Annotated in this window: 17 protein-coding genes; 13 read left to right on the forward strand and 4 right to left on the reverse strand. The window is 60.6% G+C overall.

Features of this window, described 5'->3' with window-relative positions; all coding sequences use genetic code 11:
- Window positions 1–51 precede the first annotated feature (51 nt).
- The gene (locus tag NQF87_RS00340) at window positions 52–2,271 is read right to left on the reverse strand and encodes a TonB-dependent receptor (RefSeq protein ID WP_266126451.1); all 2,220 of its coding nucleotides are present in this window, start codon (window positions 2,269–2,271) and stop codon (window positions 52–54) included.
- A 129-nt stretch (window positions 2,272–2,400) separates the two neighbouring features.
- On the opposite strand from NQF87_RS00340, the gene NQF87_RS00345 reads away from it, so the two are divergent.
- The gene (locus NQF87_RS00345) at window positions 2,401–3,174 is read left to right on the forward strand and encodes a nucleotidyltransferase domain-containing protein (protein WP_266126452.1); all 774 of its coding nucleotides are present in this window, start codon (window positions 2,401–2,403) and stop codon (window positions 3,172–3,174) included.
- A 38-nt stretch (window positions 3,175–3,212) separates the two neighbouring features.
- On the opposite strand, the gene xth is transcribed toward NQF87_RS00345, so the two are convergent.
- Together xth and erpA are read right to left on the reverse strand one after the other, a co-directional pair.
- On the reverse strand, window positions 3,213–3,983 hold the full coding sequence (gene xth / locus NQF87_RS00350; protein WP_266127010.1) for an exodeoxyribonuclease III: 771 nt from the start codon (window positions 3,981–3,983) through the stop codon (window positions 3,213–3,215).
- 31 nt (window positions 3,984–4,014) lie between these two features.
- Window positions 4,015–4,350 (reverse strand): iron-sulfur cluster insertion protein ErpA, encoded by a 336-nt coding sequence (gene erpA, locus NQF87_RS00355; protein WP_266126453.1) that lies wholly within the window; start codon window positions 4,348–4,350, stop codon window positions 4,015–4,017.
- Between the two features lie 148 nt (window positions 4,351–4,498).
- Here erpA and NQF87_RS00360 point away from each other — a divergent pair, with 148 nt between their 5' ends.
- The 9 genes from NQF87_RS00360 (at window position 4,499) to NQF87_RS00400 (ending at window position 14,297) form a co-directional block, all read left to right on the forward strand.
- Window positions 4,499–5,674 (forward strand): deoxyguanosinetriphosphate triphosphohydrolase, encoded by a 1,176-nt coding sequence (locus NQF87_RS00360; protein ID WP_266127011.1) that lies wholly within the window; start codon window positions 4,499–4,501, stop codon window positions 5,672–5,674.
- Between the two features lie 176 nt (window positions 5,675–5,850).
- Window positions 5,851–7,662 (forward strand): arginine--tRNA ligase, encoded by a 1,812-nt coding sequence (gene argS, locus NQF87_RS00365; protein ID WP_407651972.1) that lies wholly within the window; start codon window positions 5,851–5,853, stop codon window positions 7,660–7,662.
- Between the two features lie 3 nt (window positions 7,663–7,665).
- Entirely contained in the window at window positions 7,666–8,769 is a 1,104-nt protein-coding gene (locus NQF87_RS00370) for an SPOR domain-containing protein (protein WP_266126454.1), read from the forward strand.
- Window positions 8,770–8,788: 19 nt separating this feature from the next.
- Window positions 8,789–9,550 carry a segregation and condensation protein A gene (locus tag NQF87_RS00375; protein ID WP_266126455.1) on the forward strand — a complete coding sequence of 254 codons (762 nt, stop codon included), beginning with the start codon at window positions 8,789–8,791 and terminating at the stop codon, window positions 9,548–9,550.
- A complete protein-coding gene (scpB, locus tag NQF87_RS00380; RefSeq protein WP_266126456.1) occupies window positions 9,543–10,175 on the forward strand; it encodes an SMC-Scp complex subunit ScpB in 633 nt (210 codons plus the stop codon). The genes NQF87_RS00375 and scpB overlap by 8 nt, the downstream gene beginning before the upstream one ends.
- A 16-nt stretch (window positions 10,176–10,191) precedes the next feature.
- Entirely contained in the window at window positions 10,192–10,794 is a 603-nt protein-coding gene (gene tatB, locus NQF87_RS00385) for a Sec-independent protein translocase protein TatB (protein WP_266126457.1), read from the forward strand.
- Between the two features lie 112 nt (window positions 10,795–10,906).
- Complete coding sequence (gene tatC / locus NQF87_RS00390; RefSeq protein ID WP_266127013.1) at window positions 10,907–11,686, forward strand: twin-arginine translocase subunit TatC; 780 nt, start codon at window positions 10,907–10,909, stop codon at window positions 11,684–11,686.
- Between the two features lie 78 nt (window positions 11,687–11,764).
- A complete protein-coding gene (serS, locus tag NQF87_RS00395) occupies window positions 11,765–13,030 on the forward strand; it encodes a serine--tRNA ligase (RefSeq protein ID WP_266126458.1) in 1,266 nt (421 codons plus the stop codon).
- A 160-nt stretch (window positions 13,031–13,190) separates the two neighbouring features.
- Entirely contained in the window at window positions 13,191–14,297 is a 1,107-nt protein-coding gene (locus NQF87_RS00400; protein ID WP_266126459.1) for a hypothetical protein, read from the forward strand.
- Window positions 14,298–14,364: 67 nt separating this feature from the next.
- Here NQF87_RS00400 and NQF87_RS00405 read toward each other — a convergent pair whose 3' ends face one another.
- Window positions 14,365–16,857 carry a helicase-related protein gene (locus tag NQF87_RS00405; protein ID WP_266126460.1) on the reverse strand — a complete coding sequence of 831 codons (2,493 nt, stop codon included), beginning with the start codon at window positions 16,855–16,857 and terminating at the stop codon, window positions 14,365–14,367.
- A gap of 193 nt (window positions 16,858–17,050) precedes the next feature.
- On the opposite strand from NQF87_RS00405, the gene NQF87_RS00410 reads away from it, so the two are divergent.
- The 3 genes from NQF87_RS00410 (at window position 17,051) to NQF87_RS00420 (ending at window position 21,646) form a co-directional block, all read left to right on the forward strand.
- Window positions 17,051–17,944 carry a ferredoxin--NADP reductase gene (locus NQF87_RS00410; protein WP_266126461.1) on the forward strand — a complete coding sequence of 298 codons (894 nt, stop codon included), beginning with the start codon at window positions 17,051–17,053 and terminating at the stop codon, window positions 17,942–17,944.
- Window positions 17,945–18,130: 186 nt separating this feature from the next.
- Window positions 18,131–19,522 carry a glutathione-disulfide reductase gene (gene gorA / locus NQF87_RS00415; protein WP_266126462.1) on the forward strand — a complete coding sequence of 464 codons (1,392 nt, stop codon included), beginning with the start codon at window positions 18,131–18,133 and terminating at the stop codon, window positions 19,520–19,522.
- 27 nt (window positions 19,523–19,549) lie between these two features.
- The gene (locus NQF87_RS00420; RefSeq protein WP_266126463.1) at window positions 19,550–21,646 is read left to right on the forward strand and encodes an FUSC family protein; all 2,097 of its coding nucleotides are present in this window, start codon (window positions 19,550–19,552) and stop codon (window positions 21,644–21,646) included.
- Window positions 21,647–21,688: the final 42 nt, after the last annotated feature.

Raw genomic sequence — 21,688 nt, forward strand, 5'->3', positions numbered from 1 at the left:
CAGAAGGCCGGGGCGGACTGATCCGCTCCGGCCTTTTCTGTGCTTACGTCTTTACAGGGCAATTCCGACACTGACCCGGATGGTCCGCCCCTGTCCCCATGAGACACGGGTATTCGCTCCCGAGCTGGAAATGAAATAGGCCTTGTTGGCAATGTTGTCGGCATTGAGCTGCACGCTGGCAGTATGACCGTAAATCTTCCTGATCTTCCATGCGGCAAAGAGGTCCACCGTGGCATAGCCGGGCAGCCAGAAGCTGTTACGGGCATCACCGGGCCGCCGCCCGACATAGCGTGCCCCCGCACCGAAACGCAGACTGGACTGATGCCAGGGCAGATTGGTCTGATATGTCAGATACCCGCCGCCTGTATGACGGGCCACGTTGGTGAGCAGCTTCCCCTCCGTGGCGGGAATGTCCTTCATGGTGCGGGCGTAGGTGTAGGCGTAGTTGGTGATGATGTTCCAGTGGCGGGTGAGGCGGCCATTGATCTCGGCCTCCACGCCCTTGGACCCGGCCAGCCCGGAGAGACGCTGCTGCAGGGCACCGGTCGCAGTCTGTCCATCAGTCTGCTGGATATTTTTCTTGTGAATGTTGTACAGGGCGACATCCGCCGTCAGGAAGCCCTTCTGGTAGCGGGCACCAACCTCAAACTGCCGTCCGCTGGTGGGTTTGTATCCGCTGGTCAGCACCGAGCCGGGGGATATCTGGTTGGGGTTGTAGGACTGGGAATAATCCCAGAAGAATGAGACATGCCTGGCGGGCTGATAGACAACCCCGATGAAAGGGAGCGGCTTGGCATAGGAGGAATCCGTGGCTTTGACGAAAGGCTCTCCACCGCCATAGGAATAATGGAACCACTGGTACCGGACACTCGGTGAAATGGTGATGCCGTGGCCAATATGAATATTGTCTTTGAAGTAGAAGGACGCACTGTTGATGCGGGTATGATAGTAGCCGAGGCTTTTATCATCCACGCCTGTCATGGGAAGCAGGCCATAGACGGGGTCTGAGGGACGGAAGCTGCCATAGGTGCCACCGGTCAGGAAGCTTCCCTGCGTGATGCGCCGGTTTTCGTAATCGCCCCCTATGGCGATCTTGTGCGTCATGCCGAGCAGCCTGTGTTCGGAGATGATGTCCAGTGCCACATAGCTGTTTGCACGGGTCGTACCCGTATTGCTGCGGAAGCGGCGGCGCAGGATGCCCGTGGTCGGGTTATAGTCCCGCGGGTCTGCCTGCCGGTCGTGATATCTGTCTGCGTTCCAGCCACTGGTGAGGCGTATCCGGTCATGCTGTGTCAGCCGGTATTCTGCGGCTCCTGCCAGCAGATGGCGTGTGCCGTAATCAGCCGTCCAGTGTTCATCCAGCCGGTATCTGCGGCCACTGATGGGCTTGCCGTTATAGAAGAAGGCCCCCCGGTCCAGCACGTTGTGATAGTCCTCCCACTGGTAGGAGAGGTCCAGCTTTAACCGTTTGTGCTCGTAGCGCAGGCTTGGAGCCACGATCTTGTCCTTGTTCGCCCCGAAATTGCGCCAGTAATTTTCATTCTTGAAGTTTCCAATCAGGCGGAAGGTCAGCTCCTTGTTGGTTGTGAGAGGGCCGCCCACATCCAGCGTCCCGGACCCGCCGCCCAGTGAGGCCCATGAGCTATTGAAGGAAGCGGCCCAGTCCTTGCGGGGCTGTTTGGTGATGATGTTGATGACGCCACCCGGCTCCTGCATTCCGTAGAACAGCGAGGCAGGACCTTTCAGGACTTCGACCCGCTCGGTCGTGGCGGTGGTGAAGTTGCGGCCTATGGGCATACGCACGCCATCCCGCAGGATGGACCCGTCATCAGGTCCGCCGAAGCCCCGTTTCAGCAGGCTGTCCTGCGTCCCCCCAAAGCTGTTGCCGATCGTGATGCCGGGAACATATTTGGCAATGTCCTCCATGGTCTGGGGGTCCATGTCCTTGATCGTCTGATGGGTGACGACATTGGCCGTCTGGGTCTGCTGGAGGAAAGACACGCCCGTCTTGTCGCCAATGCTGCTTTCCTCGGCACCATAGCTGACATGGCCATTGCCATAGACATGGATGAATTCCTGCCTGGGCTTGTGAGGGGACGGCTTCTTTTTCTTCGCATTTCTGGCGTGTTTCCTGATGCTCTTCTGTTCGTTGGGAGCAGGTGAGGAAATGGCTGCCGTGGATGGGGCCGGGTCCGTTTCGGCCCAGCCGGGCGTGGAAGCACAGAGGGCAAGAGTGGAGCAGGTGAGCAGAGGACGGAGGGCTGTACGCATGGAACCTGTTTCTTGAGAGTAATTCTTAAAATCAATTTTAATATTAAAATCATTTTTAAAATCAAGCTATTTTCTCTCCATCCAATCTGGCGCAGTTTCAGGAATGGACGAGCAGGGAGCCTGGAACGGATGAATTTTGATGAGATCATGCCGGATTATGTGCCGGAAATTGCGCCCGATGTGCGCAGGGAGGTCATGGCCAGCCTGCATCGGATAGAGCAGGAGCATGAGGTCGAGATTCTGTTTGCCGTGGAGAGTGGCAGTCGTGCCTGGGGCTTCCCGTCACCGGACAGTGACTATGATGTCCGTTTCATTTATCGCCACAGGCTGGACTGGTACCTGTCTCTGAAGCCCGGCCGGGATGTGATCGAGCTGCCCATCTCCGATGATCTGGACGTGAATGGCTGGGATTTACGCAAGGTCTTGAATCTGCTGACAAAACCCAATCCAACCCTGCTGGAATGGCTGGTCAGCCCGGTGCGTTATCTGTGGCGGGAGGAGGCGGATGAGCTGGCCGCTTTCGCCCGACAGATTGAGGCCGGATTAAGCTGCCAGCTTCATTATCTGAATCTGGGGCGGAACAGTTGGAAGCGGGCCGTGAACGATGATGGCAGCACCCGGTACAAGCGGCTTTTCTATGCGCTCCGTCCTGCCGTGGCCTTACGCTGGATGCGTCTGCATGAGAGCGGTCAGCCGCCCATGAATTTTCAGGCTCTCTGTCAGGGCTGTGACCTTCCGACTGCCGTGCTGAAGCCCATCCGGGAGCTTCTGCATCTGAAATCCAGAAGCCGGGAGCAGCAGAGCGGTCCGTCCATTCCTGCCGTGAATGAGCTGATTGAAGCCGAGTTCGCTCATGCCGAGGCCATGACACTGCCGAAACCGGAACAGGCTGTGCATGAGTAGGCCGAAGCCCTGTTCCGGAAGATGGTGAAAGCGCAGTTCTAGGAAAGAGTGACCACCACCGGTACATGGTCGGATGGCTTCTCCCGGCCCCGTTCATCTCTGTCGATGATGAAACTGGTCAGGCGATCGGCGAGGCGGGGGGAGAGCAGGGCGTGGTCAATCCGCAGGCCGGAATTGCGCTGATAGGCTCCTGCCTGATAGTCCCAGAACGTGTAATGCCGCCCCGTAGGGTGCAGGCAGCGCAGCGCATCTGTCAGGCCGGACCAGAGAAGACGGCGGAACCCCGCACGGCTCTCCGGGCGGAGCAGTGCATCATCAGGAGACAGGGCCTTGGGGGCGTAATCCTCATCCGTCGGGCAGACATTGTAATCCCCGATGAAGGCGAAGGAGCGTTCTTCCTTCTGCAACTTCAGGGATCGCTGATGAAGGGCGTCAAGGAAGTTCAGTTTCTTGGCAAAACCGGCCTCGCCTCCTGAATTGCCATTGGGCAGGTAGAGATTGCCGATGGTGACGTCATCCAGCTCTGCCTCGATGTAGCGGGCTTCGTCACTTTCGAAACCTGGCAGATGATCGGTCGTGACGGTCAGCGGCACACGGCTGATGAGGGTCACACCGTTATAGGTCTTCTGCCCTGCCACGGCGACGTGAAATCCGGCTTCCTCAAAAAGCTTCGGGAATTTTTCCGTCTCGCATTTGATTTCCTGAAGGCACAGCAGGGTGCAGTCCGGGTTGCGGTCCAGCCAGTCTTTTACCAGATGGGCACGGGTGCGGATGGAGTTGATGTTCCAGCTGGCAAAGGTCAGGGGCATGGGGCGCAGGGTCTCCGGGAAGAAGGACAGATCAGGCGAGCGAGAAGCTGCTGCCACAGCCGCAGGATGAGGCGGCATTGGGGTTGTTGATGGTGAAATGGGCACCCATCAGCTTGTCGACAAAATCCAGCTCGGCCCCTTCCAGAAGGTCGAAACTTACCGTGTCGATGAACACGCGGGCACCGTCCTTCTCGATCAGATGGTCGTCATCCTGTTTCTCCCGTACCAGCTTGAACTGATACTGGAACCCGTTGCATCCCCCTGCAAGAACAGCCACACGCAGGGCCATGCCGTCCGGGTCGGACTGCTGGCTGATGATCTCTGCAATACGGGCAGCTGCCGCTGCTGAAATGTCAAAATCGGCCATGGAAAATTCGCTCCACATCATCATGAACGCTCACACCATTACGGCCGGAATGGTGGAGATGCTGTTGACACTACAAGGCTGGCCGCCAAGAATCAAAAGCTGAAAGGCTGTATGCTTCATGCGGCCCGCATGGATATGGGGACGGACGATGGAAATGGCCAGATACGCAGTACAGCTTCAGTCTGCCCGTGGGCGGCAGTTTGTGGAGGAAGAAAGCCGGACCCGCACGCCGTGGCAGCGGGACAGGGACCGGGTGCTGCATTCTGCGGGCTTCCGGCAGCTGCAGTACAAGACGCAGGTTTTCCTCAATCATGAGGGCGATTTCTTCCGGACACGCCTGACCCATTCTCTGGAAGTCGCCCAGATTTCCCGTTCCATCGCCCGTACGCTGGGCGTCAATGAAGACCTGACGGAAGTCATCGCTCTGGCGCATGATCTCGGCCATACACCTTTCGGCCATGCGGGTGAGGATGCCATGCAGGCCGCCATGAAGGACTGGGGCGGGTTTGACCACAACATCCAGTCCCTGCGGCAGGTCACGGAGATTGAAGCCCGCTATCACGGGTTCGATGGCCTCAACCTGACATGGGAAACGCTGGAAGGGCTGGCCAAGCATCACGGGCCTGTCCGGCGTCCTGCGCCGTGGCTGGCTGGTTTTGATGAACGCTATCCGATGGAGCTGTCCAGCCATGCTTCCGTGGAGGCCCAGATCGCCGCCATATGCGATGATGTGGCCTATCACGGGCATGATCTTGATGACGGCCTCCGTGCCGGTCTGCTTCATTTTGAGGATATTGAAGGCGTCCCCCTGCTGAAGGCCTGTCTGGATGAGGCCCGGTCTCTGGACTGGTCCGGTCATGGGACATTTGATCGGGACCAGCGCATCCGGCATGAAACCGTGCGCCGGGTCATCAACCGGCTGGTCAGTGACCTGATTGCGCAGAGCCGCCGCCTTCTGGATGAGCTGAACCCGCAGAGTGTCGATGACGTGCGCCGTGCGGGCCGTGCCGTCGTGGAGTTCTCTCCCGAAATGGCGGAGCGGAACATGGAAATCCGGAAATTCCTTCATGCCCGGATGTACCGCCACTGGCGTGTGCGGCGGATGACCCGCAAGGCCCGTATCGCCCTGGCCGAGATATGCACCATCCTGGGAAATGAGCCGGAGCTCCTGCCCACCCCCTGGCAGGAAATGGCACTGGAGCGGCGGCGTGCAGGCAACGAGGAGGCAGCCCGCCGTGTCGTGGCTGACTATATCGCCGGAATGACGGACCGGTTTGCCATGGAAGAGCATCGCCGGCTGATGGACCTGTCCATTCTGGGGTAACCCGGCCGGAACACGGTTCTTCCCTGAAGGGTGAGTGGCGGCTGGCCTGTTTCAAAAAGAGGCGGCGGCTTTTATAGTGGGGCACAGCAAGGATGACAGGCACCCTGAGAGCCTGTCATGTATCGGATCATGGCCCGGTGGGCCTTCTGACAGGTTTGAAGAGAAAGTTACAGAATATGGCAGGCATTGCCCCGACAGCATCATCCCCGGATTGTCTTTTCGCCGTCATGCGGGAGAAGGTGGTGACAGCCCTCAGGGCTGTTCTGCCGGACCTGCCTGATGATGTTGCCGCCCGTGTGGAAGTCACGCCCCCCCGTGATGCGGCTCATGGGGACATGGCCACCAATGCGGCCCTTCTGGCTGCCAAACCTGCAAAGCGCAAGCCGTTCGAGATCGCCAGGGAGCTGGTTGCAGAACTGGCTGCCCTGCCGGAAATCGCCCATGTGGAAATGGCTGGCCCGGGCTTCGTGAACATGACGCTGAAGCCGGAACTGTTCCACGATGTTGCAAAGGCCGTGCTGAAGCGTGGTGCTGCCTATGGGCGTTCCACTCTCGGGGCGGGGCGGCGTGCCAATGTGGAATATGTGTCCGCCAACCCGACCGGTCCGATGCATGTCGGTCACTGTCGTGGTGCCGTTGTGGGGGATGCGCTGGCGAACCTGCTGGAGGCCGCAGGCTTTGAGGTGATACGGGAATATTACGTCAATGATGCCGGGGCACAGGTCATTGCCCTGACATGGGCGGCGTACTGGCGTTACCTTCAGGCCATCGGCACGGACATTCCGGCTGAAGAATTCGGAGAGCTGGCACCGAGCGGCCTGCAATATCAGGGTGAGTATCTCATCGCTGTCGGGCAGGCACTGGCCGAAAAGCATGGCCGCTCCCTTGCCTCTGCCGAGGGTGGCGTGGCCCCGGCAGAGACATGGTTCGAGACGGTCCGTGCGGAAGCTCTTGAGCACATGATGGGCATGATCCGTGATGACCTTGCCGCACTGGGCATTCATCATGAGATTTTCAGCAGTGAAGCCGAGGTGCTGAAAAGCGGTGAGGTGGATGCCGCCATTGCCAGCCTCGAGAAGCGTGGCCTGCTCTATGAAGGCGTGCTGGAATCGCCCAAGGGCAAGAAGCTGGAAGACTGGGAAGCCCGCCCGCAGACGCTGTTCCGTTCCACAGAGTTCGGGGACGATCAGGACCGTGCCCTGCGGAAGTCAGATGGCTCCAACACCTATTTCGCCAATGATGTCGGCTATCATGCCCGCAAGGCGTCCCGGTCCGATCTGCTGATTGACGTTCTGGGGGCAGATCATGGCGGGTATGTCTCCCGCATGAGGGCTGCCGTTGCGGCCCTGACGGAGGGCAGGACGGATTTTGAAGTCGTCATGTGCCAGATCGTCCGTGTGGTGAAGGATGGTGAGCCGGTGCGCATGTCCAAACGGGCTGGAACCTTCGTCACGCTGCGGGACCTGATTGATGAGGTCGGTCGTGATGCCGTGCGCTTCACCATGCTGACCCGCAAGGCCGATGCCCAGATGGAGTTCGACCTGAACGCCGTCGTGGCGCAGACCCGGGACAACCCGGTTTTCTATGTCAATTATGCTCATGCACGCTGCCGGTCCGTCCTGCGGCTGGGGGAAGAGACCTATGGTGCCGCCGTCGTGACGGAAGAGGCTCTTGCCGGGCAGGACCTCTCCATTCTGACGGCAGATGAGGAACTGGCCGTTCTGCGCCGCATTGCCAGTCTGCCACGGCAGATCGAGGCGGCGGCCCTTGCCCGGGAGCCGCACCGCATCGCCACATACTGCATCGATCTGGCCTCCGACTTCCATGCGCTCTGGAACCGGGGACGGGAGGAAACCAGTCTGCGCTTCATCCAGGATGATGCGCCGGAGGCCAGCAGGGCACGGCTTGCCCTCGTGGCAGCCATTGCCTCAACATTGCGGACCGGCCTGGGCATTCTGGGTGTCGAGGCCGTAGAGGAGCTGCGCTGAGCCATGTCCACGCCGGACGATTACCGTAACAGCAACGTATCACCGCCCCATCTCGGGGAACGGCTGGGGGGAGAAGGCCGCAGACCCCTTGGCCGGATGGCCGCCCGGGAGAGTCACGGATACGCCGCAAGGCCGGGTTTTCTGGCCTCGTTCATGGGGTCGCAGTCCGGCACACGGGGGCTGATGCTGCTTGGCGTGGCGGGGGCTGCTCTCCTGCTCGTGGTCGGTGGGGTATGGAGCTGGGTGGTGACGCATCATCCGGCGGGTGTGCCTGTCATCGGGCCACCGCCTTACCCCGTGAAGGATCGTCCGGAAGACCCGGGCGGCATGATGGTCATGGGGGATGACACGACTAAAAGTGATGTGACGGGAAAAGGGGCCGTGCATCTGGCTCCCCCGCCGGAACAGCCGGATGCGGGGCTTCTGGCCCGTCGCATGGAGCAGCAGCATGGTGCTGAAGCGGGATCATCCGCTGGAGAGGGCCAGAAAGCCGCGTCTCCTGCGGCCGCCCCGGCAGGCACGCCGTCTGTCGAAAGCAGTCCGGCCTCTGAGCAGAAGGCTTCTCCTGACACGGGGGGCGTGACGGAGGGAGCGACCGTTTCGAAGGAGAAGGATGGTGCTGTGGAAGCTGAACCTCTTCCACCCGTGCAGAAGCAGGAAGAGCCGAAAACCCCGACGGAATCCAGTGAGGCTGAGAAAGCGCCTGAGGCATCTGGCGGGCATAAGCTGGTTGCGGCTTCTCCATTGGTCGATATGGATGAGGAAGAGGCAAAGTCCTATACTCGGACCCTGCCGCCACCGACAGCTCTACCTGCTCCACTCGAAATGACTCGGAAGAAGAGCAGTGAATCCGGTTCGGCGGGGCGTTATGAGGTGCAGCTCGCTGCCCTGCCGAATGAAGAACTGGCCCGCCAGGAATGGAGCCGCCTGCGGCACAGGCTGCCTGACCTTCTGGGGGCTTACGAGCCGGTCTATCAGAAGGTGGAACGGGACGGGAAGGTCTTTGTCCGGCTGCGTGTTGGCAGTTTTGCGGACAGAGCCGCTGCCCGTCAGCTCTGTGTTCGGCTTCATGCCCAGGCACAGGCCTGCGCCGTAGCAGCAAATTGAAAGCGGATGATGTCAGCCCGTGAATGACGCATTGCATCTTGTGCTGGAAGGGTTTGAAGGTCCGTTGGACTTTTTGCTGGACCTTGCACGGTCCCAGAAGGTGGACCTCCGCCAGATATCCATTCTTCAGCTGAGCGAGCAGTATCTGGAGGTTGTGGAACGTGCCCGGCAGGGGGCGGAGGTCCTCCGGCTGGAGATCGCAGCGGACTGGCTGGTCATGGCGGCCTGGCTGGCCTGGCTGAAATCCCGCCTTCTTCTGCCCTCGGCCGAACAGGATGACGAGGCGGGGGATGCAGCCGACCAGCTGCATGAGCGGCTGATCGACCTTGAGAGCATGCATCGGGCGGCAGCCTGGCTGGAGGAGCAGCCCCGGCTGGGGCGGGATGTCTTTGCCCGTCCCGAACCGGAGAATCATACACGTATCGAGATGGCGCCCCTGAAGGGGGATGTTTCGGCTCTGGTGCTGGCCTATCTGGCGGCGAGGCGGCGGGAAGGGCGCAGGCGGACCTATTCGCCCCGTGTGACACGTTACTGGAGTGCCCAGCAGGCCCGTGCGGCTCTGGCCCGGCTGCTGGGGAGCCGGCGTGTGGCGGGCTGGCAGTCCCTCAGGGCCGTCCTGCCGGAACTGATGGAAGGTGGCGTGCTGGAGAGGCGTGCGGCTCTGGCGGGTGCCCTGATGGCCGGTCTGGAAATGGCCCGTGGCGGGCAGCTTGAGTTGCGGCAGGAAAGAGTATTTGGAGACATTGAATGGCGGGAAAGGGAAGAAACCGGGCATGAGTGAGACAGGACCAGCCTTTCAGGAACTTCCGCCAGACATGGAAGGGCAGGATGAATCCGCCAGGGCCGTCAGCCTTGTGGAGGCCCTGCTGTTTGCCAGTGCCGGCCCGGTAACGGCCAGCAGCATCGTGGGGCTGCTGCGGGAGCAGGGGCTGGAAAGACAGGCCGAGAATCCCGGTGCGGTGCTGGATGGTCTGGCCCGGCGGTATGAGGGCCATGCGGTGGAGCTTCAGGCCATTTCGGGCGGCTGGCAGCTGCGGACAAGGGCCATGTTCGGCCCGGCCCTGGCACGGGTGATCGAACGGCCCCGGCGGCTGAGCCAGGGGACGCTGGAGGCTCTGGCCATTGTTGCCTATCACCAGCCCTGCACCCGTGTGGAGATCGAGACGATCCGTGGTGTCCGGCTGGGGCAGAGCATCCTGGATACGTTGCTGGAGGAAGGGCTGATTACTCCAAAAGGGCGCAAGGAGGTACCGGGCCGTCCTGTACTCTGGGGCACGACCCCGCAGTTCCTACGGCTCTTCGGGCTGGAAAGCCTTGGAGACCTGCCCCGTCGGGAGGAATTGCTTTTTGAGTCTTCTTCCGATGAAGAGGTAACTGGGCTAGAAGACACCATACAGCCTTCATGAGGGGAGATGCCCGCCAATGTTTGACCTGAGCTGGACAGAAATTGCCCTTCTGGTGATCGTTGCTCTTGTCTGCATCGGCCCCAAGGACCTGCCCGTGGCCATGCGGACCCTCTCGAAGGCCATAAAGGCCATCCGCCGAATGGGGGCGGAATTCCAGCAGCATATTGATGAGATGGTTAAGGAGGCGGACCTCAGTGAGGCGAGGGACCAGCTGCGGGAAATCAGGCAGTTTAGCCCACGGGAACAGCTCCGCAAGGCAATCGATCCTGACCGTTCGCTGGACAGGCAGATGGATTTTGGCGGGCCGGACGGTCTTCCCGCAACGCCGGCACCTCCACCGCCTCCCCCCCCGCCGGGCAGTGAGGAGCTGGAGAGCCGCCGTACCCATGCCCAGCCCTACAATGCCCGGATGCAGGCACAGGCCGAAGCACTGGAGCGTGCTCCGGCCATACTGCCCCCCACGACGGCCCTGAGGCTGATGGAGGAATCCCGTTACTGGCATCGTCCGGCTTGCCTTCCGCCGGAGATTGCCCTGCATAATGGTCGGCGGATGGCCATTCTGACGGAAACCCGGCCCTCCGAGGGCGTGAAAGGAGAACCGCAGCATGGCCCAGCCTGAGACATCCAGCGAGACGGTACGGACGACGGAGCAGCAGGAGTCCCCTCCCCATCAGGCGGCGGAAGGCGACACGGCCCAGACGCAGGGGCGGCACGTTGCGGGTGACACGCCCATGCCACTGCTCGACCATCTGATCGAGCTGCGGCGGCGGCTCATCTGGTCTCTGGCCACGTTCGTGGTGGCCTTTCTCCTCTGCTACCATTTTTCCGGTGAGATATACCGCTTTCTGGCGGCCCCGCTGGCAAGCATCATGCGGCAGAAGGGCGAGCAGCCTCACCTGATCTATACGGCCCTGTATGAGGCTTTCTTCACCTATGTGCGGGTGGCCGTGTTCGGGGCGTTCTTTCTGTCCTTTCCCATGATGGCCATTCAGGCGTGGATATTCATTGCGCCGGGTCTGTACAGGAATGAAAAGAAGGCCTTTGCGCCGTTCCTGATCGCCACGCCGCTGCTCTTTCTGGCCGGGGCGGCACTGGCCTATTATCTGGTCTTTCCTTTTGCGTGGAAGTTCTTCCTGTCCTTCCAGCAGATGGGGGGTGAGAACCAGATGGGCATTGAACTTCAGGCCCGTGTTTCGGAATATCTGAATCTCGTCACCAAGATGATCATGGCCTTTGGCATCTGCTTCGAGCTGCCCGTGGTGCTGACCCTTCTGGTGCGGGCCGGGCTGGTGGGTACGGCCCTGCTGCGGCGCATACGCCGTTATGCCTATGTCGGAGCTTTTGCCATTGCGGCGGTCATTGCGCCGCCGGATGCCATCACCATGCTGGGGCTGGCCATTCCGCTGATCGGGCTGTACGAGATTTCCATTCTTGCCGCCCGCATGGTGGAGCCGAAACCCATTACGGCAGATGATGACGGGACCCTGCCTGACCAGCGGGACGCTGCCTGAGGCGGACATTCCCCGACAGGCGAAACTGGTATAGACAGACCTCAACAGTTCCAGAAACCAGGCGGAGTATACTGACCCATGCATGACCTCAAAGCCCTACGTGCAGATCCTGCCGCTTTTGATGCTGCACTGGCCCGCCGTGGCCTGCCTGCCGTGGCGGAATCCCTCGTGAAAGAGGATGAGCAGCGTCGTGCCGCCCTGGCCGAATTGCAGGAGGCACAGGCGCGGCGGAAAGGGCTGGCAAAGGAGATCGGTCAGGCCAAGCGCAATGGGGAGGATACGACGGAGATTGAGGCCCGTGGGGTCGCCCTGCGTGACCGGATCGCCACGCTGGAAGCCCGTGCCAACGAGATTCAGAAGCGCATTGATGATGTCCTCCAGCGTCTACCGAACCAGCTGGATGCTAGCGTGCCGGATGGCAGGGATGAAAACGACAATGTGGTCGTGCATCAGCGTGGTGAGGTGCCGTCCTTTCCTTTCGAGGCGAAGCAGCATTTCGAGCTGGGAGAAGCTCTGGGGCTGATGGATTTTGCAGCGGCGGGCAAAATTGCCGGGTCCCGCTTCGTGATGCTGCGGGGCGTTCTGGCCCGGCTGGAACGGGCACTGGGGCAGTTCATGCTGGATACCCATACGGGTGAGTTCGGCTATGAGGAAGTGACGGTTCCTCTGCTGGTCAATGATGCATCCATGTATGGCACGGACAAGCTGCCAAAATTCGCTGAGGATTCCTTCCATACGGATGATGACCGCTGGCTCATCCCGACTGGTGAAGTGCCGCTGACAGCCTCCGTCATGGGTGACATCCTGCCTGCTGAAAGCCTGCCCCGGCGCATGACGACACTCTCCACTTGTTTCCGCTCCGAGGCCGGGTCTGCCGGACGGGACGTGCGGGGGATGCTGCGCCAGCATCAGTTCACCAAATGCGAGCTTGTCTCCGTTGTGGCTCCGGAAGAGAGTGAGGCCGAGCATGAGCGCATGACCCGTGCGGCGGAAACGGTGCTGGAGCGGCTGGGCCTGCCCTTCCGCCGGGTGCTGCTCTGTGCTGGTGATACGGGCTTCGGTGCCGCAAAAACGTATGATCTGGAAGCCTGGCTGCCGGGGCAGAAGGCATGGCGTGAAGTGTCTTCCTGCTCCAATACACGGGATTTCCAGGCCCGCCGCATGAATGCCCGGATGCGCCGGGAGAAGACGACCGTTTTCGTGCACACGCTGAACGGGTCCGGCCTTGCCGTGGGACGGGTGATGATTGCCCTGATGGAAATGTATCAGCAGGAGGATGGCAGCATCATCGTACCGGACGTCTTACGTCCTTACATGGGAGGCCTGACTGTTATTTTGATTTGAATAGTATTCTTTGTAAAGTTCGGCATCGCTGTTAACGAGGAGGAAAGCATTCCATAGATTCTTGCTGGTCATTACCTATCACGTGTGATAGACTGTTTGGCAGCTATATATGCGTAGAAGTATGAGAGTTTTGGCCTGCGCTACTTTTTCGGGATAAATCATGATGTTGCTACGTTCTCTGGGGTGTCTGTTTGCTGTTAGCATGCTGGTTTTATCCTCTTGTTCGTCTTCTGTTGGGCCGCATAACATGAGGCGGGACCGGCTGGATTACGAAAAAGAGATGAGTCGGCAGCAGAATCAGGAGATGCTTTTCAACATCGTGCAGCTCCGGTACTCGTTGTCACCGACGTTGATTGAGCCGACACAGATTATTTCGGCCTATACGGCAGAGACCAGTTCCAGTGCCAACATTAGTGGTACGCCTTGGATCCAAGGAGCAGGTGGTACGGTAGGTGGTTCGCTGGGTTACTCCTATAGTGACAGCCCTACGGTGACATATCAGCCCGTGTCCGGCATGCAGTTTTCCGTTAATATTTTGCGTCCTATTTCTCCGCAGACGCTTCTGCCGTTGATCTCTAGCGGTTTGCCGATTGATACGCTATTGCAGATGACGATGCAGTCCATTGGTCCGGCCAGTAATACGACCAGTACGATTGCAGGGACAGAAGGCAAGGAAGCTTCCATCCGTTTCACCTATTTACTCCGTGCGCTGCGTAAACTGCAGGCGGGTAATGCGCTGAGTATCCGCAGTATTGCACCAACGGCAGCCACCAAGACACAGCCGGCCCAGCCGGAACGGACTTTTATTCTGTTGCCACACAGCAGTGCGCCTGAGATTGTTGAGCTTCAGGGGCAGGTGCGGCAAGCTCTGCAGCTTCCTCCTGGATGTGACCAAGCCGAGGTTATTTATGGTCGGACAGCGGATCATCCGGGTCAGGTGGCGATGGTGACACGCTCCATGCTGGCGATCTGGGAAGATGTTGCCAGCACGATGGAAGTGCCAAAGAAAATGGTAGATAAAGGCATCACCGCTCCCTCTGTGGTGCGTGGGCCAAATGAGCCTCAGCCTGCCATCATTATTCATTGTAGTCCGGCGAGGCCTAGCAATGAGCAGGCTTATACGTCTGTTGAGTATGAAGGTTCATGGTACTGGATTTCTAAGGATGATTTAGCCAGCAAGTTGGCATTTTCTATGCTCCAGTTTATTCATGCCATTGCCGAGACGGCATCGGCCAAGGGAGCCATGGTTACCATTCCAAGCCGCTGAGGCTGATAAACGGACCTGAAATGGGGCGGGCGTGCCATCATATGGTACGCCCTTTTTTTGTAGTGGTTCAGTCTTTCTTGCGTCTGTTGTGGGGCTTTTTCTTGCTGAAGCCACCAGCCTTTCTGCCGTGCGGTATCTTCTTATGATAGCTGTGGTCTTCTGGCGGTCTGGAAGGACCGGTCCGGCTGCTCTGATGGCGGCGAGAGGATTCACGCATACGGCTCTGGGTACGGAGGACCTGCTCGATCCATTCATCCAGAATGGTAGCGTTCCGCTCGGCAACGACGAGTTCCGGATAATGTTTCGGGAAGCGCATGGCCAGCCACCGCCATGTGACAAGGCGGCGATGGCGTTTCTCGGCCCGCTCCAGCTCTTCACGTCCGGCAGTGGCAGCAGCAGGAAGGCGGCCCGTGCCGGGGGGGAAGATGCGCTGCCCACGGGCATGGAAGGCGGCCCATTCCACAAGACGGGGAATCCCGTTGTCCCGTGTGTTGATCGGGCACATGGCGTAGGTCCAGCGGGTCGAGAGGTCCAGCCCGTCCACACCTTCCAGTGCAGCGGCGATCTCCAGAGCCTGTTCCATGTCGGCCAGACGGTAATTGGGGTCATCCGGGCGGAGGACGGCCCGCTTGATGCGGGTCAGCACGCCGTAAAGGCTGTCTGATTCCATTTCCTGCGCCACGGCCTGTACGATGTCGGCATCAGGCTGGACGAGGGGGCGGAGTTCCAGCGTGGGTTCCGGCGGGGCATCCAGCATCTGACGGATGAAGCTGGGGCGGCCTGCGCCTTCCAGCACGCAGACCAGCCCTTCTTCATGTTTGCCGAAGCGGCCCGCACGCCCGCCGATCTGTTTGACTTCCTGCGAGACAAGATTGCGTGTCTGCCGTCCGTCATATTTGCGCAGTGTGCTGAACACCACCCTGCGGATGGAGAGGTTGAGGCCCATGCCGATGGCATCGGTGGCGATGAGAATGTCGGCATCCCCCCTGTTGAAGCGGGCGGCCTCGGCCCGGCGGACTTCCGGGCTGAGGGCACCATAGATGACGGCAACACGGCGGTTATGGGCCATCAGCTCGGCCCGGAGGTCCAGCACATCCCGGCGGGAGAAGGCGATGAGGGCATCACCGGCCCGCAGGTCCGTCAGGGCCAGTGTTCCGGCAGGGCGGAGGGGGCTTTTGCGCTCCAGATGGATTTCATCCACCGGGTCGTTGCAGAGTTCGGCGATGCGTCTGACGAGCGGAATGCAGTCCGCTGCGCCGAGGATGAAGACATGCCGTGCCGGAACGCCCATGATGGCGGCTGTCCATGCCGCACCCCGGTCCGGGTCGCTGAGCATCTGGGCCTCATCAATGATGGCCACGTCAACAGGATTGCTGAAAGGGCACATTTCCACCGTGGCGGCAAGATGGCGGGCCGTGGGGTCGATGATGCGTTCTTCCCCGGTCGTCAGGGAGGCCGGAACACCCCGGCTGAGCATGGCATCCCGGAATTCATGGGCCAGCAGCCGCAGCGGGGCGAGGGCCAGCCCGCTTTCAGCCTGGGCGAGGGCTTCCAGTGCCGTGTGGGACTTGCCGGAATTGGTCGGGCCGGTCACGAGCGTGATGCGGCGTTTCAGGGCACGGGCGGTGCGGAAATGGGCGGCAAAGCGGTCCAGTGCGGCCACCCGGGCGATGGCGGCATTGCCTCTGCGGGCTTCCGGACTGTCATCGTAGCTTTCATCACCTTTCTGACCCGTACCACGCCGCCAGCCATTGAGCAGGGGGCGGCATTTTTTCAGCTCTGCGGGGTCGAAATGGAAAATTTCCAGCCCGTCCGGCTGCATGTCCCGTTTGGCCACGGGGATGCGGTTTTCACCAATCCAGCGCAGGGCTTCCCGGCGGGAACAGTGCAGCAGGGCCGGGACCTTCTCGAAGCTGACAAGGGTGGCTTCCCAGTCTTTTATCTTCTGAAGCTCCCGTGCCCGGCGGGCTTCGGCTTTGGCCCGGATGTCCTCCTGCTCCCGTGCCCGGCGTTCTTCCTCAAGGATCATTTCATCCTCGAAGCCAAGGTCCACGCCGCCAAAGGCACGGGCGATGCTGTGGGAGAGCCGTTCAATCTGCGTGCCGGAGAGGAAGGTGCCGGTATCGGCGAGGTCCGCCCGCATGTCGTCCAGCACACGCAGGGGGGTGTCCGCCATGTCCCGCCAGCGTTCTTCCAGCACGCTTTCCAGCACGGCACTCTGGCCGTCTTCATCAATCAGCGGGTCGCTGATGCGTTCGGCGGCCAGAAGGACATCTGCCTTGCGGACCCAGACATCACCATTGCGGTGGGCACGGTTCATCATGCCGTTGGCCCAGCTGCGGCGGCGGACCTGACAGAGCGCATGAAGCAGTTCGGCCTCGTTGATCTCCGTCTTGTCGGCTCCCAGCCGGCGGGCGACCTGCCGCAGCAGGGCGGCACGCTCCCGTGGGGTGATGGCCAGATGCGCCCCGAAAGCGGCTTCGGCCTGCTCGAGGGCACGTTCTGCCGGGGAGGCCGGGGTGATGGAGGAAGGGTCGTGGGGCTGGGAACGGTCCGTCATGCTGGTGTTTTCAGGAGCGCAGGGCAGGGAAGTCAAGAGAAAAGGGGTGAGGACGTCCCGTTTCTGGTGACAATCAGGTAAAAGAAAGGCATGTTGTCGGTCATGCCGGTTGGCTCCCCGGTTTACGGGTGATGCTGGACCCTGTTGACTGAACATGTTGTGACTTTTGTATTTCTGGAGATGAAGACGGATCATGAGCACGCCTTACCCCGCTGAATCCGCCCCCACGCCCGTGATTGATGAGCCGCTGACCGGCCTTGTCCCGTTTGAAGGTCATGAGGGCCAGTACCGTCTCGCCGGGCCGACAAAGGAATATAGCCATCTTTATCCGGCCACGGTCCAGCAGGTCCATCACTGGACGAACCGTCTTTTCAGCTTCACCACGACTCGTGATCCCGGCCTGCGTTTCTCCAACGGCCAGTTTGCGATGATCGGCATAGAGGTCGAAGGCAAGCCGCTGCTGCGTGCCTATTCTCTGGCCTCCGCCAATTACGAGGATCAGATGGAGTTCCTCTCCATTGCCGTGGAGAATGGCCCACTGACCTCCCGCCTGCGTCACGTCAAGGTGGGTGATACGGTGTTGATCGGCCGCAAGCCGGTGGGAACCCTGCTGCTGGACAATCTGAAGCCGGGCCGCAACCTGTATTTCCTCTCCACCGGGACAGGTCTTGCCCCCTTCCTGAGCCTTATCAAGGACCCGGACGCCTATGACCGTTATGAGAACGTGATTCTCACCCATACGGTGCGTGAGCGTGGTGAGCTGGCCTATCGTGATTACATCACGAACATTCTGCCAAAGCATGAGTTCCTTGGCGAGGATGTGGCCGCCAAGCTGAAATACTATCCGGCCGTCACCCGTGAAGACTTCCCCGTGCAGGAGCGCATCACGGCTCTCATCAATAACGGGCGCATCTTCCGTGACCTGAACATTGACGAGCTGGACCCGGAGCATGACCGTGTGATGATCTGCGGTTCCCCGGAGATGCTGGCTGACACCCAGAAGCTGCTGGAAGAGCGTGGCTTTGAGGAAGGCAATATGAGCCGTCAGGGTTCCTATGTGGTCGAGAAGGCTTTTGCCGAGCGGTAAGCCGGGGCCGTAAAATCGTGGACCCGGCGGACGGGCAGGTTCGGGAGGTGTGAACGGACGGTGTGAGGGTGATGATCTCTCTCACGCATCGTTGAGCCTTCCGGGCCTGCCCGTTCTGCTATCAGATGAAACAAGGATCAGGGCCTGCCGCTCTGGTGGATGGGGTGGCAGGCGGGAAGGGACGACATGCAGGACTATGATCTTTTCGTGATTGGTGCGGGTTCAGGCGGGGTGCGCTGTGCCCGCATTGCCGCCCAGAACGGTGCCCGTGTGGGCATTGCCGAACGCAGGCACTGGGGCGGGACCTGTGTCAATCTGGGCTGCGTACCCAAGAAGCTGATGGTCTATGCGGCAGAGACGGGCCGGATGATTGAGGATGCACCAGCCTTTGGCTGGGACGTGCAGCGTCCGTCCTCCTTCGACTGGTACAGCTTCATCGCGGCCAAGGATAGGGAAATTGAGCGGCTGAACGGCATTTACATTTCCATGCTGGAGAAAGCCGGGATCGACCTTTACACGGGTGATGCCAGACTGCTGGATGCCAGCACGCTGGAGATCGGTCCCTCCGTTCTGGCTCCGGAGGCTCCGGCCCAGCGCATCCGGGCCAAGAAGATCGTGCTGGCTACAGGGTCCACGCCGGTGAGGCTGGACATTCCGGGGGCTGAGCTGGCCATCACCTCTGATGAGCTGTTCCATCTGCCCGAGCGGCCCCGGAAGGTCGCCATCATCGGCAGTGGCTATATCGGTGTGGAATTTGCCGGAATTCTGGCGGGCATGGGGTCGCAGGTGGACCTGTTCTACCGCCAGCCCCTGCCGCTGCGTGGGTTTGATGAAGAGGTCCGTGCCCATCTCAAGGAGCTGATTGACCTGTATGGCATCACGCAGCATCCGGGCACGTCGCCGGTCCGTCTGGAAGATATTGGCGGGGGCAGGGCTGTCCGTCTGGTAACGGATGATGGAGCGTCTTACGAGGTCGATGCCGTCATCATGGCGACGGGCCGTCGGGCCGCCGTGGATTCGCTGGGGCTGGAGGCCGCAGGCGTGGCGATGGAGAAGGGTCATGTCATGGCCGGAGTGGATGGCAGGACCAACGTGCCCTCCATCTATGCCATCGGGGACATAAGGGACCAGTATAACCTGACCCCCACCGCCATTGCGGAAGGTCACATGCTGGCCGAGCAGCTCTTCAATCCGCAGGGGCGGACATGGTCCTTCGAGACCCTGCCGAAAGCGGTCTTCTTCTCATCGCCCGTGGGTGTCGTGGGGCTGAGCGAGGAAGAGGCGGCCAGGGACCATGATCTTGCCATCTATACCTCCCAGTTTACCCCCATGCGTCAGACTCTGCCGAAACGGGCAGGCAAGATCCTGATGAAGCTGGTGGTGGACTGTCACAGTGACGTGGTGCTGGGTGCCCATATGGTCGGGCCGGATGCGCCGGAGATCATCCAGATGCTGGCCATTGCCGTGACGGCCAAGCTGACCAAGACGCAGCTGGACCAGACCGTGGCCCTGCATCCCAGCACGGCGGAGGAGTTCGTCACCATGCGGTCCCCCACCCGTATGGTTGACCGCCACTGATACAGCCGGAGGGGAACGGGATGGGTCATGAGCTGGCTTAAATTGCAGCCGAACACTCTGAGTGCCGTCCTGTTCTCCCTGCGGACGACCATTGCCTCACTGGTGGCTCTGGCCATTGCCTTCTGGATGGAGATGGGGTCGCCCCAGTGGGCGGCCATGACGGTCTGGATCGTGGCGCAGAACTCCCGCGGGATGAGCCTTTCCAAGGGACGCTGGCGCATCGCCGGGACGCTGCTGGGCATGGTCGGGGGGATCAGCCTGATCGCTCTCGCCCCGCAGTCTCCTTGGATTTTTTTCGTCCTTCTGGCAGGGTGGGTCGGCTGGTGTACGGGCATGGCCTGCCTGCTGGAGAATTTCCGGGGCTATGCGATGGTTCTGGCGGGCTATACGGGGGCCATCATTGCCGTCGGTGCAGCGGAGCATCCCGATCAGGTCTTCTATATCGCCATGTCCCGCGGGTCCTACATCCTGCTGGGCGTGGTGTGTGAGATGGTGGCGGGCATGGTGGCCGTGCCGGGAGCGGACCGTGCTGCTCGTGCCGGTCTTGAGAAACGCATGGCGACCCTGCTGAGCCAGACGGCATCGGCTCTTGCGCTTGTCCTGCGGCAGGATGTGCAGGGCGTGGCCCAGATGACACGGATTCTTGGCTCGTTGCAGAGTTTCAACGATCAGCTGGAGTTTGTCCGCATTGATTCCCGTCATGCGGGTGAGGATGCGGACCGGGCCTATGTGACGCTGGAGCGGGTGTCATTCGTTCTGGCCCGGGGCGTGGGGGTGCGGTCCCGGTTGGCTTCGGCCCCGCATCTGCCGGACCGTCTCGTGGCCGGGCTGGAGCGTGTGGCCGGGGAGCTGGACGAGATCGCCGCCCTGCTCGGGCAGGATATGGGGCAGGTCATGGCCGGGCTGGGGAAGCTGGAGGCCATGCTTCAGAAAAATCATGATGAGCTGGAACGCTGCCTGCCCCGGGATGACGATGATGCGCTCCAGCAGAGCATTGTCGGGGTGGGGGTGGAGATCATGCTCATTGATTTCCGCTCAGCCGTGGAATCCCACTATGCCGGCCTGCGGAAGATACCGGCCCCGGAGCGGCACCGCATGAAGCGCAGGGCTGACGGACGGCTGGCCACCATCAATGCCATCCGGGCGGCGGTGGCCATCCTGATCGGAGCTTTCGTCTGGTATGTGACGGCATGGCCTTATGGCGGGGCCTATATGAGCCTGCTCAGTGTGGTCTGTGCCCGTTTTGCCATCATGAACAACATGATTCTGGTCAGCAAATATTTCTTTTACGGGGCAGTCTGCTCGGTGCTGGCCAGCATCATTCCGGTTTTCCTGATCATGCCCATGAGTTCCGAATATGCCGTGTTTGCCCTGCCTTTTTCCGTACTGATGTTTCTTGGCGGTCTGGCCCTGCGTGTGCCGTCCCTGGCAGGGATTGCGGCCTCCTACGTCAATTTCTTTCCATGGATCATGGGGCTGGACAATCAGGGGCGGGTGGATGAGGTGACATGGTTCAACCAGTCCCTCGTGCTGCTTCTGGCCCTGCTGAGCGGGATTCAGGTGTTCCGTACGGTGCTGCCCTTCTCGGTCACGCAGGCATGGGCGCAGCTGCGGCGTCAGCTTGTGAAGGAAATCCAGCGTCTGAAAGAACCGCTGAAAGGCCGTGCCCAGACCCAGCGGCTCTGGACCAATGAGACGACCCTGCGGATGGAGCAGGTCATCCGCTTTGCGGGCAAGATTCCGCAGGAGGAAATTGACAGCATGATCCGGGGCACATTGTCCGTCATGACAGTGGGACGGAACCTGCTGACCGTGAAAGACCTTGTCATGCTGGGGCGGCTGCCTGCCTGTGCGCTGGCAACGGGGGAACATATGGTCCGGGACATCGTCCATCTGACGGAGAATGGCCGGGAGGATGCCCCGCTGACCCATCAGCAGTTCCTGGAGGATCAGGCCCGTCTGGAAGAGGCGTTTCATGGCAGCAGGAATGTTTCCCGCAGGCGTGATCTGGCCGCCGGGATCGGCTCACTCAGGATCATTCATTTTGAATATCAGACCAGCCGGGATTTCTTCCTGAACGAGCATCGGGCGGTATCCATCCTGAGACGCCTTCAGGAAGGGTGAGGGGTTCCTGCCCGCATGAAAAAAGCTCCACCCTTCCGTGAA

Source organism: Bombella dulcis (genome assembly GCF_026385505.1).
Classification (GTDB): domain Bacteria; phylum Pseudomonadota; class Alphaproteobacteria; order Acetobacterales; family Acetobacteraceae; genus Bombella; species Bombella dulcis.

Excerpts from the sequence above, each read along its gene's own strand:
- NQF87_RS00340 (WP_266126451.1), bottom strand. The coding sequence starts at position 2,271 with ATGCGTACAGCCCTCCGTCCTCTGCTCACCTGCTCCACTCTTGCCCTC.
- NQF87_RS00345 (WP_266126452.1), top strand. The coding sequence starts at position 2,401 with ATGAATTTTGATGAGATCATGCCGGATTATGTGCCGGAAATTGCGCCC.
- xth (WP_266127010.1), bottom strand. The coding sequence starts at position 3,983 with ATGCCCCTGACCTTTGCCAGCTGGAACATCAACTCCATCCGCACCCGT.
- erpA (WP_266126453.1), bottom strand. The coding sequence starts at position 4,350 with ATGGCCGATTTTGACATTTCAGCAGCGGCAGCTGCCCGTATTGCAGAG.
- NQF87_RS00360 (WP_266127011.1), top strand. The coding sequence starts at position 4,499 with ATGGAAATGGCCAGATACGCAGTACAGCTTCAGTCTGCCCGTGGGCGG.
- argS (WP_407651972.1), top strand. The coding sequence starts at position 5,851 with ATGGCAGGCATTGCCCCGACAGCATCATCCCCGGATTGTCTTTTCGCC.
- NQF87_RS00370 (WP_266126454.1), top strand. The coding sequence starts at position 7,666 with ATGTCCACGCCGGACGATTACCGTAACAGCAACGTATCACCGCCCCAT.
- scpB (WP_266126456.1), top strand. The coding sequence starts at position 9,543 with ATGAGTGAGACAGGACCAGCCTTTCAGGAACTTCCGCCAGACATGGAA.
- tatB (WP_266126457.1), top strand. The coding sequence starts at position 10,192 with ATGTTTGACCTGAGCTGGACAGAAATTGCCCTTCTGGTGATCGTTGCT.
- tatC (WP_266127013.1), top strand. The coding sequence starts at position 10,907 with ATGCCACTGCTCGACCATCTGATCGAGCTGCGGCGGCGGCTCATCTGG.
- serS (WP_266126458.1), top strand. The coding sequence starts at position 11,765 with ATGCATGACCTCAAAGCCCTACGTGCAGATCCTGCCGCTTTTGATGCT.
- NQF87_RS00400 (WP_266126459.1), top strand. The coding sequence starts at position 13,191 with ATGATGTTGCTACGTTCTCTGGGGTGTCTGTTTGCTGTTAGCATGCTG.
- NQF87_RS00405 (WP_266126460.1), bottom strand. The coding sequence starts at position 16,857 with ATGACGGACCGTTCCCAGCCCCACGACCCTTCCTCCATCACCCCGGCC.
- NQF87_RS00410 (WP_266126461.1), top strand. The coding sequence starts at position 17,051 with ATGAGCACGCCTTACCCCGCTGAATCCGCCCCCACGCCCGTGATTGAT.
- gorA (WP_266126462.1), top strand. The coding sequence starts at position 18,131 with ATGCAGGACTATGATCTTTTCGTGATTGGTGCGGGTTCAGGCGGGGTG.
- NQF87_RS00420 (WP_266126463.1), top strand. The coding sequence starts at position 19,550 with ATGAGCTGGCTTAAATTGCAGCCGAACACTCTGAGTGCCGTCCTGTTC.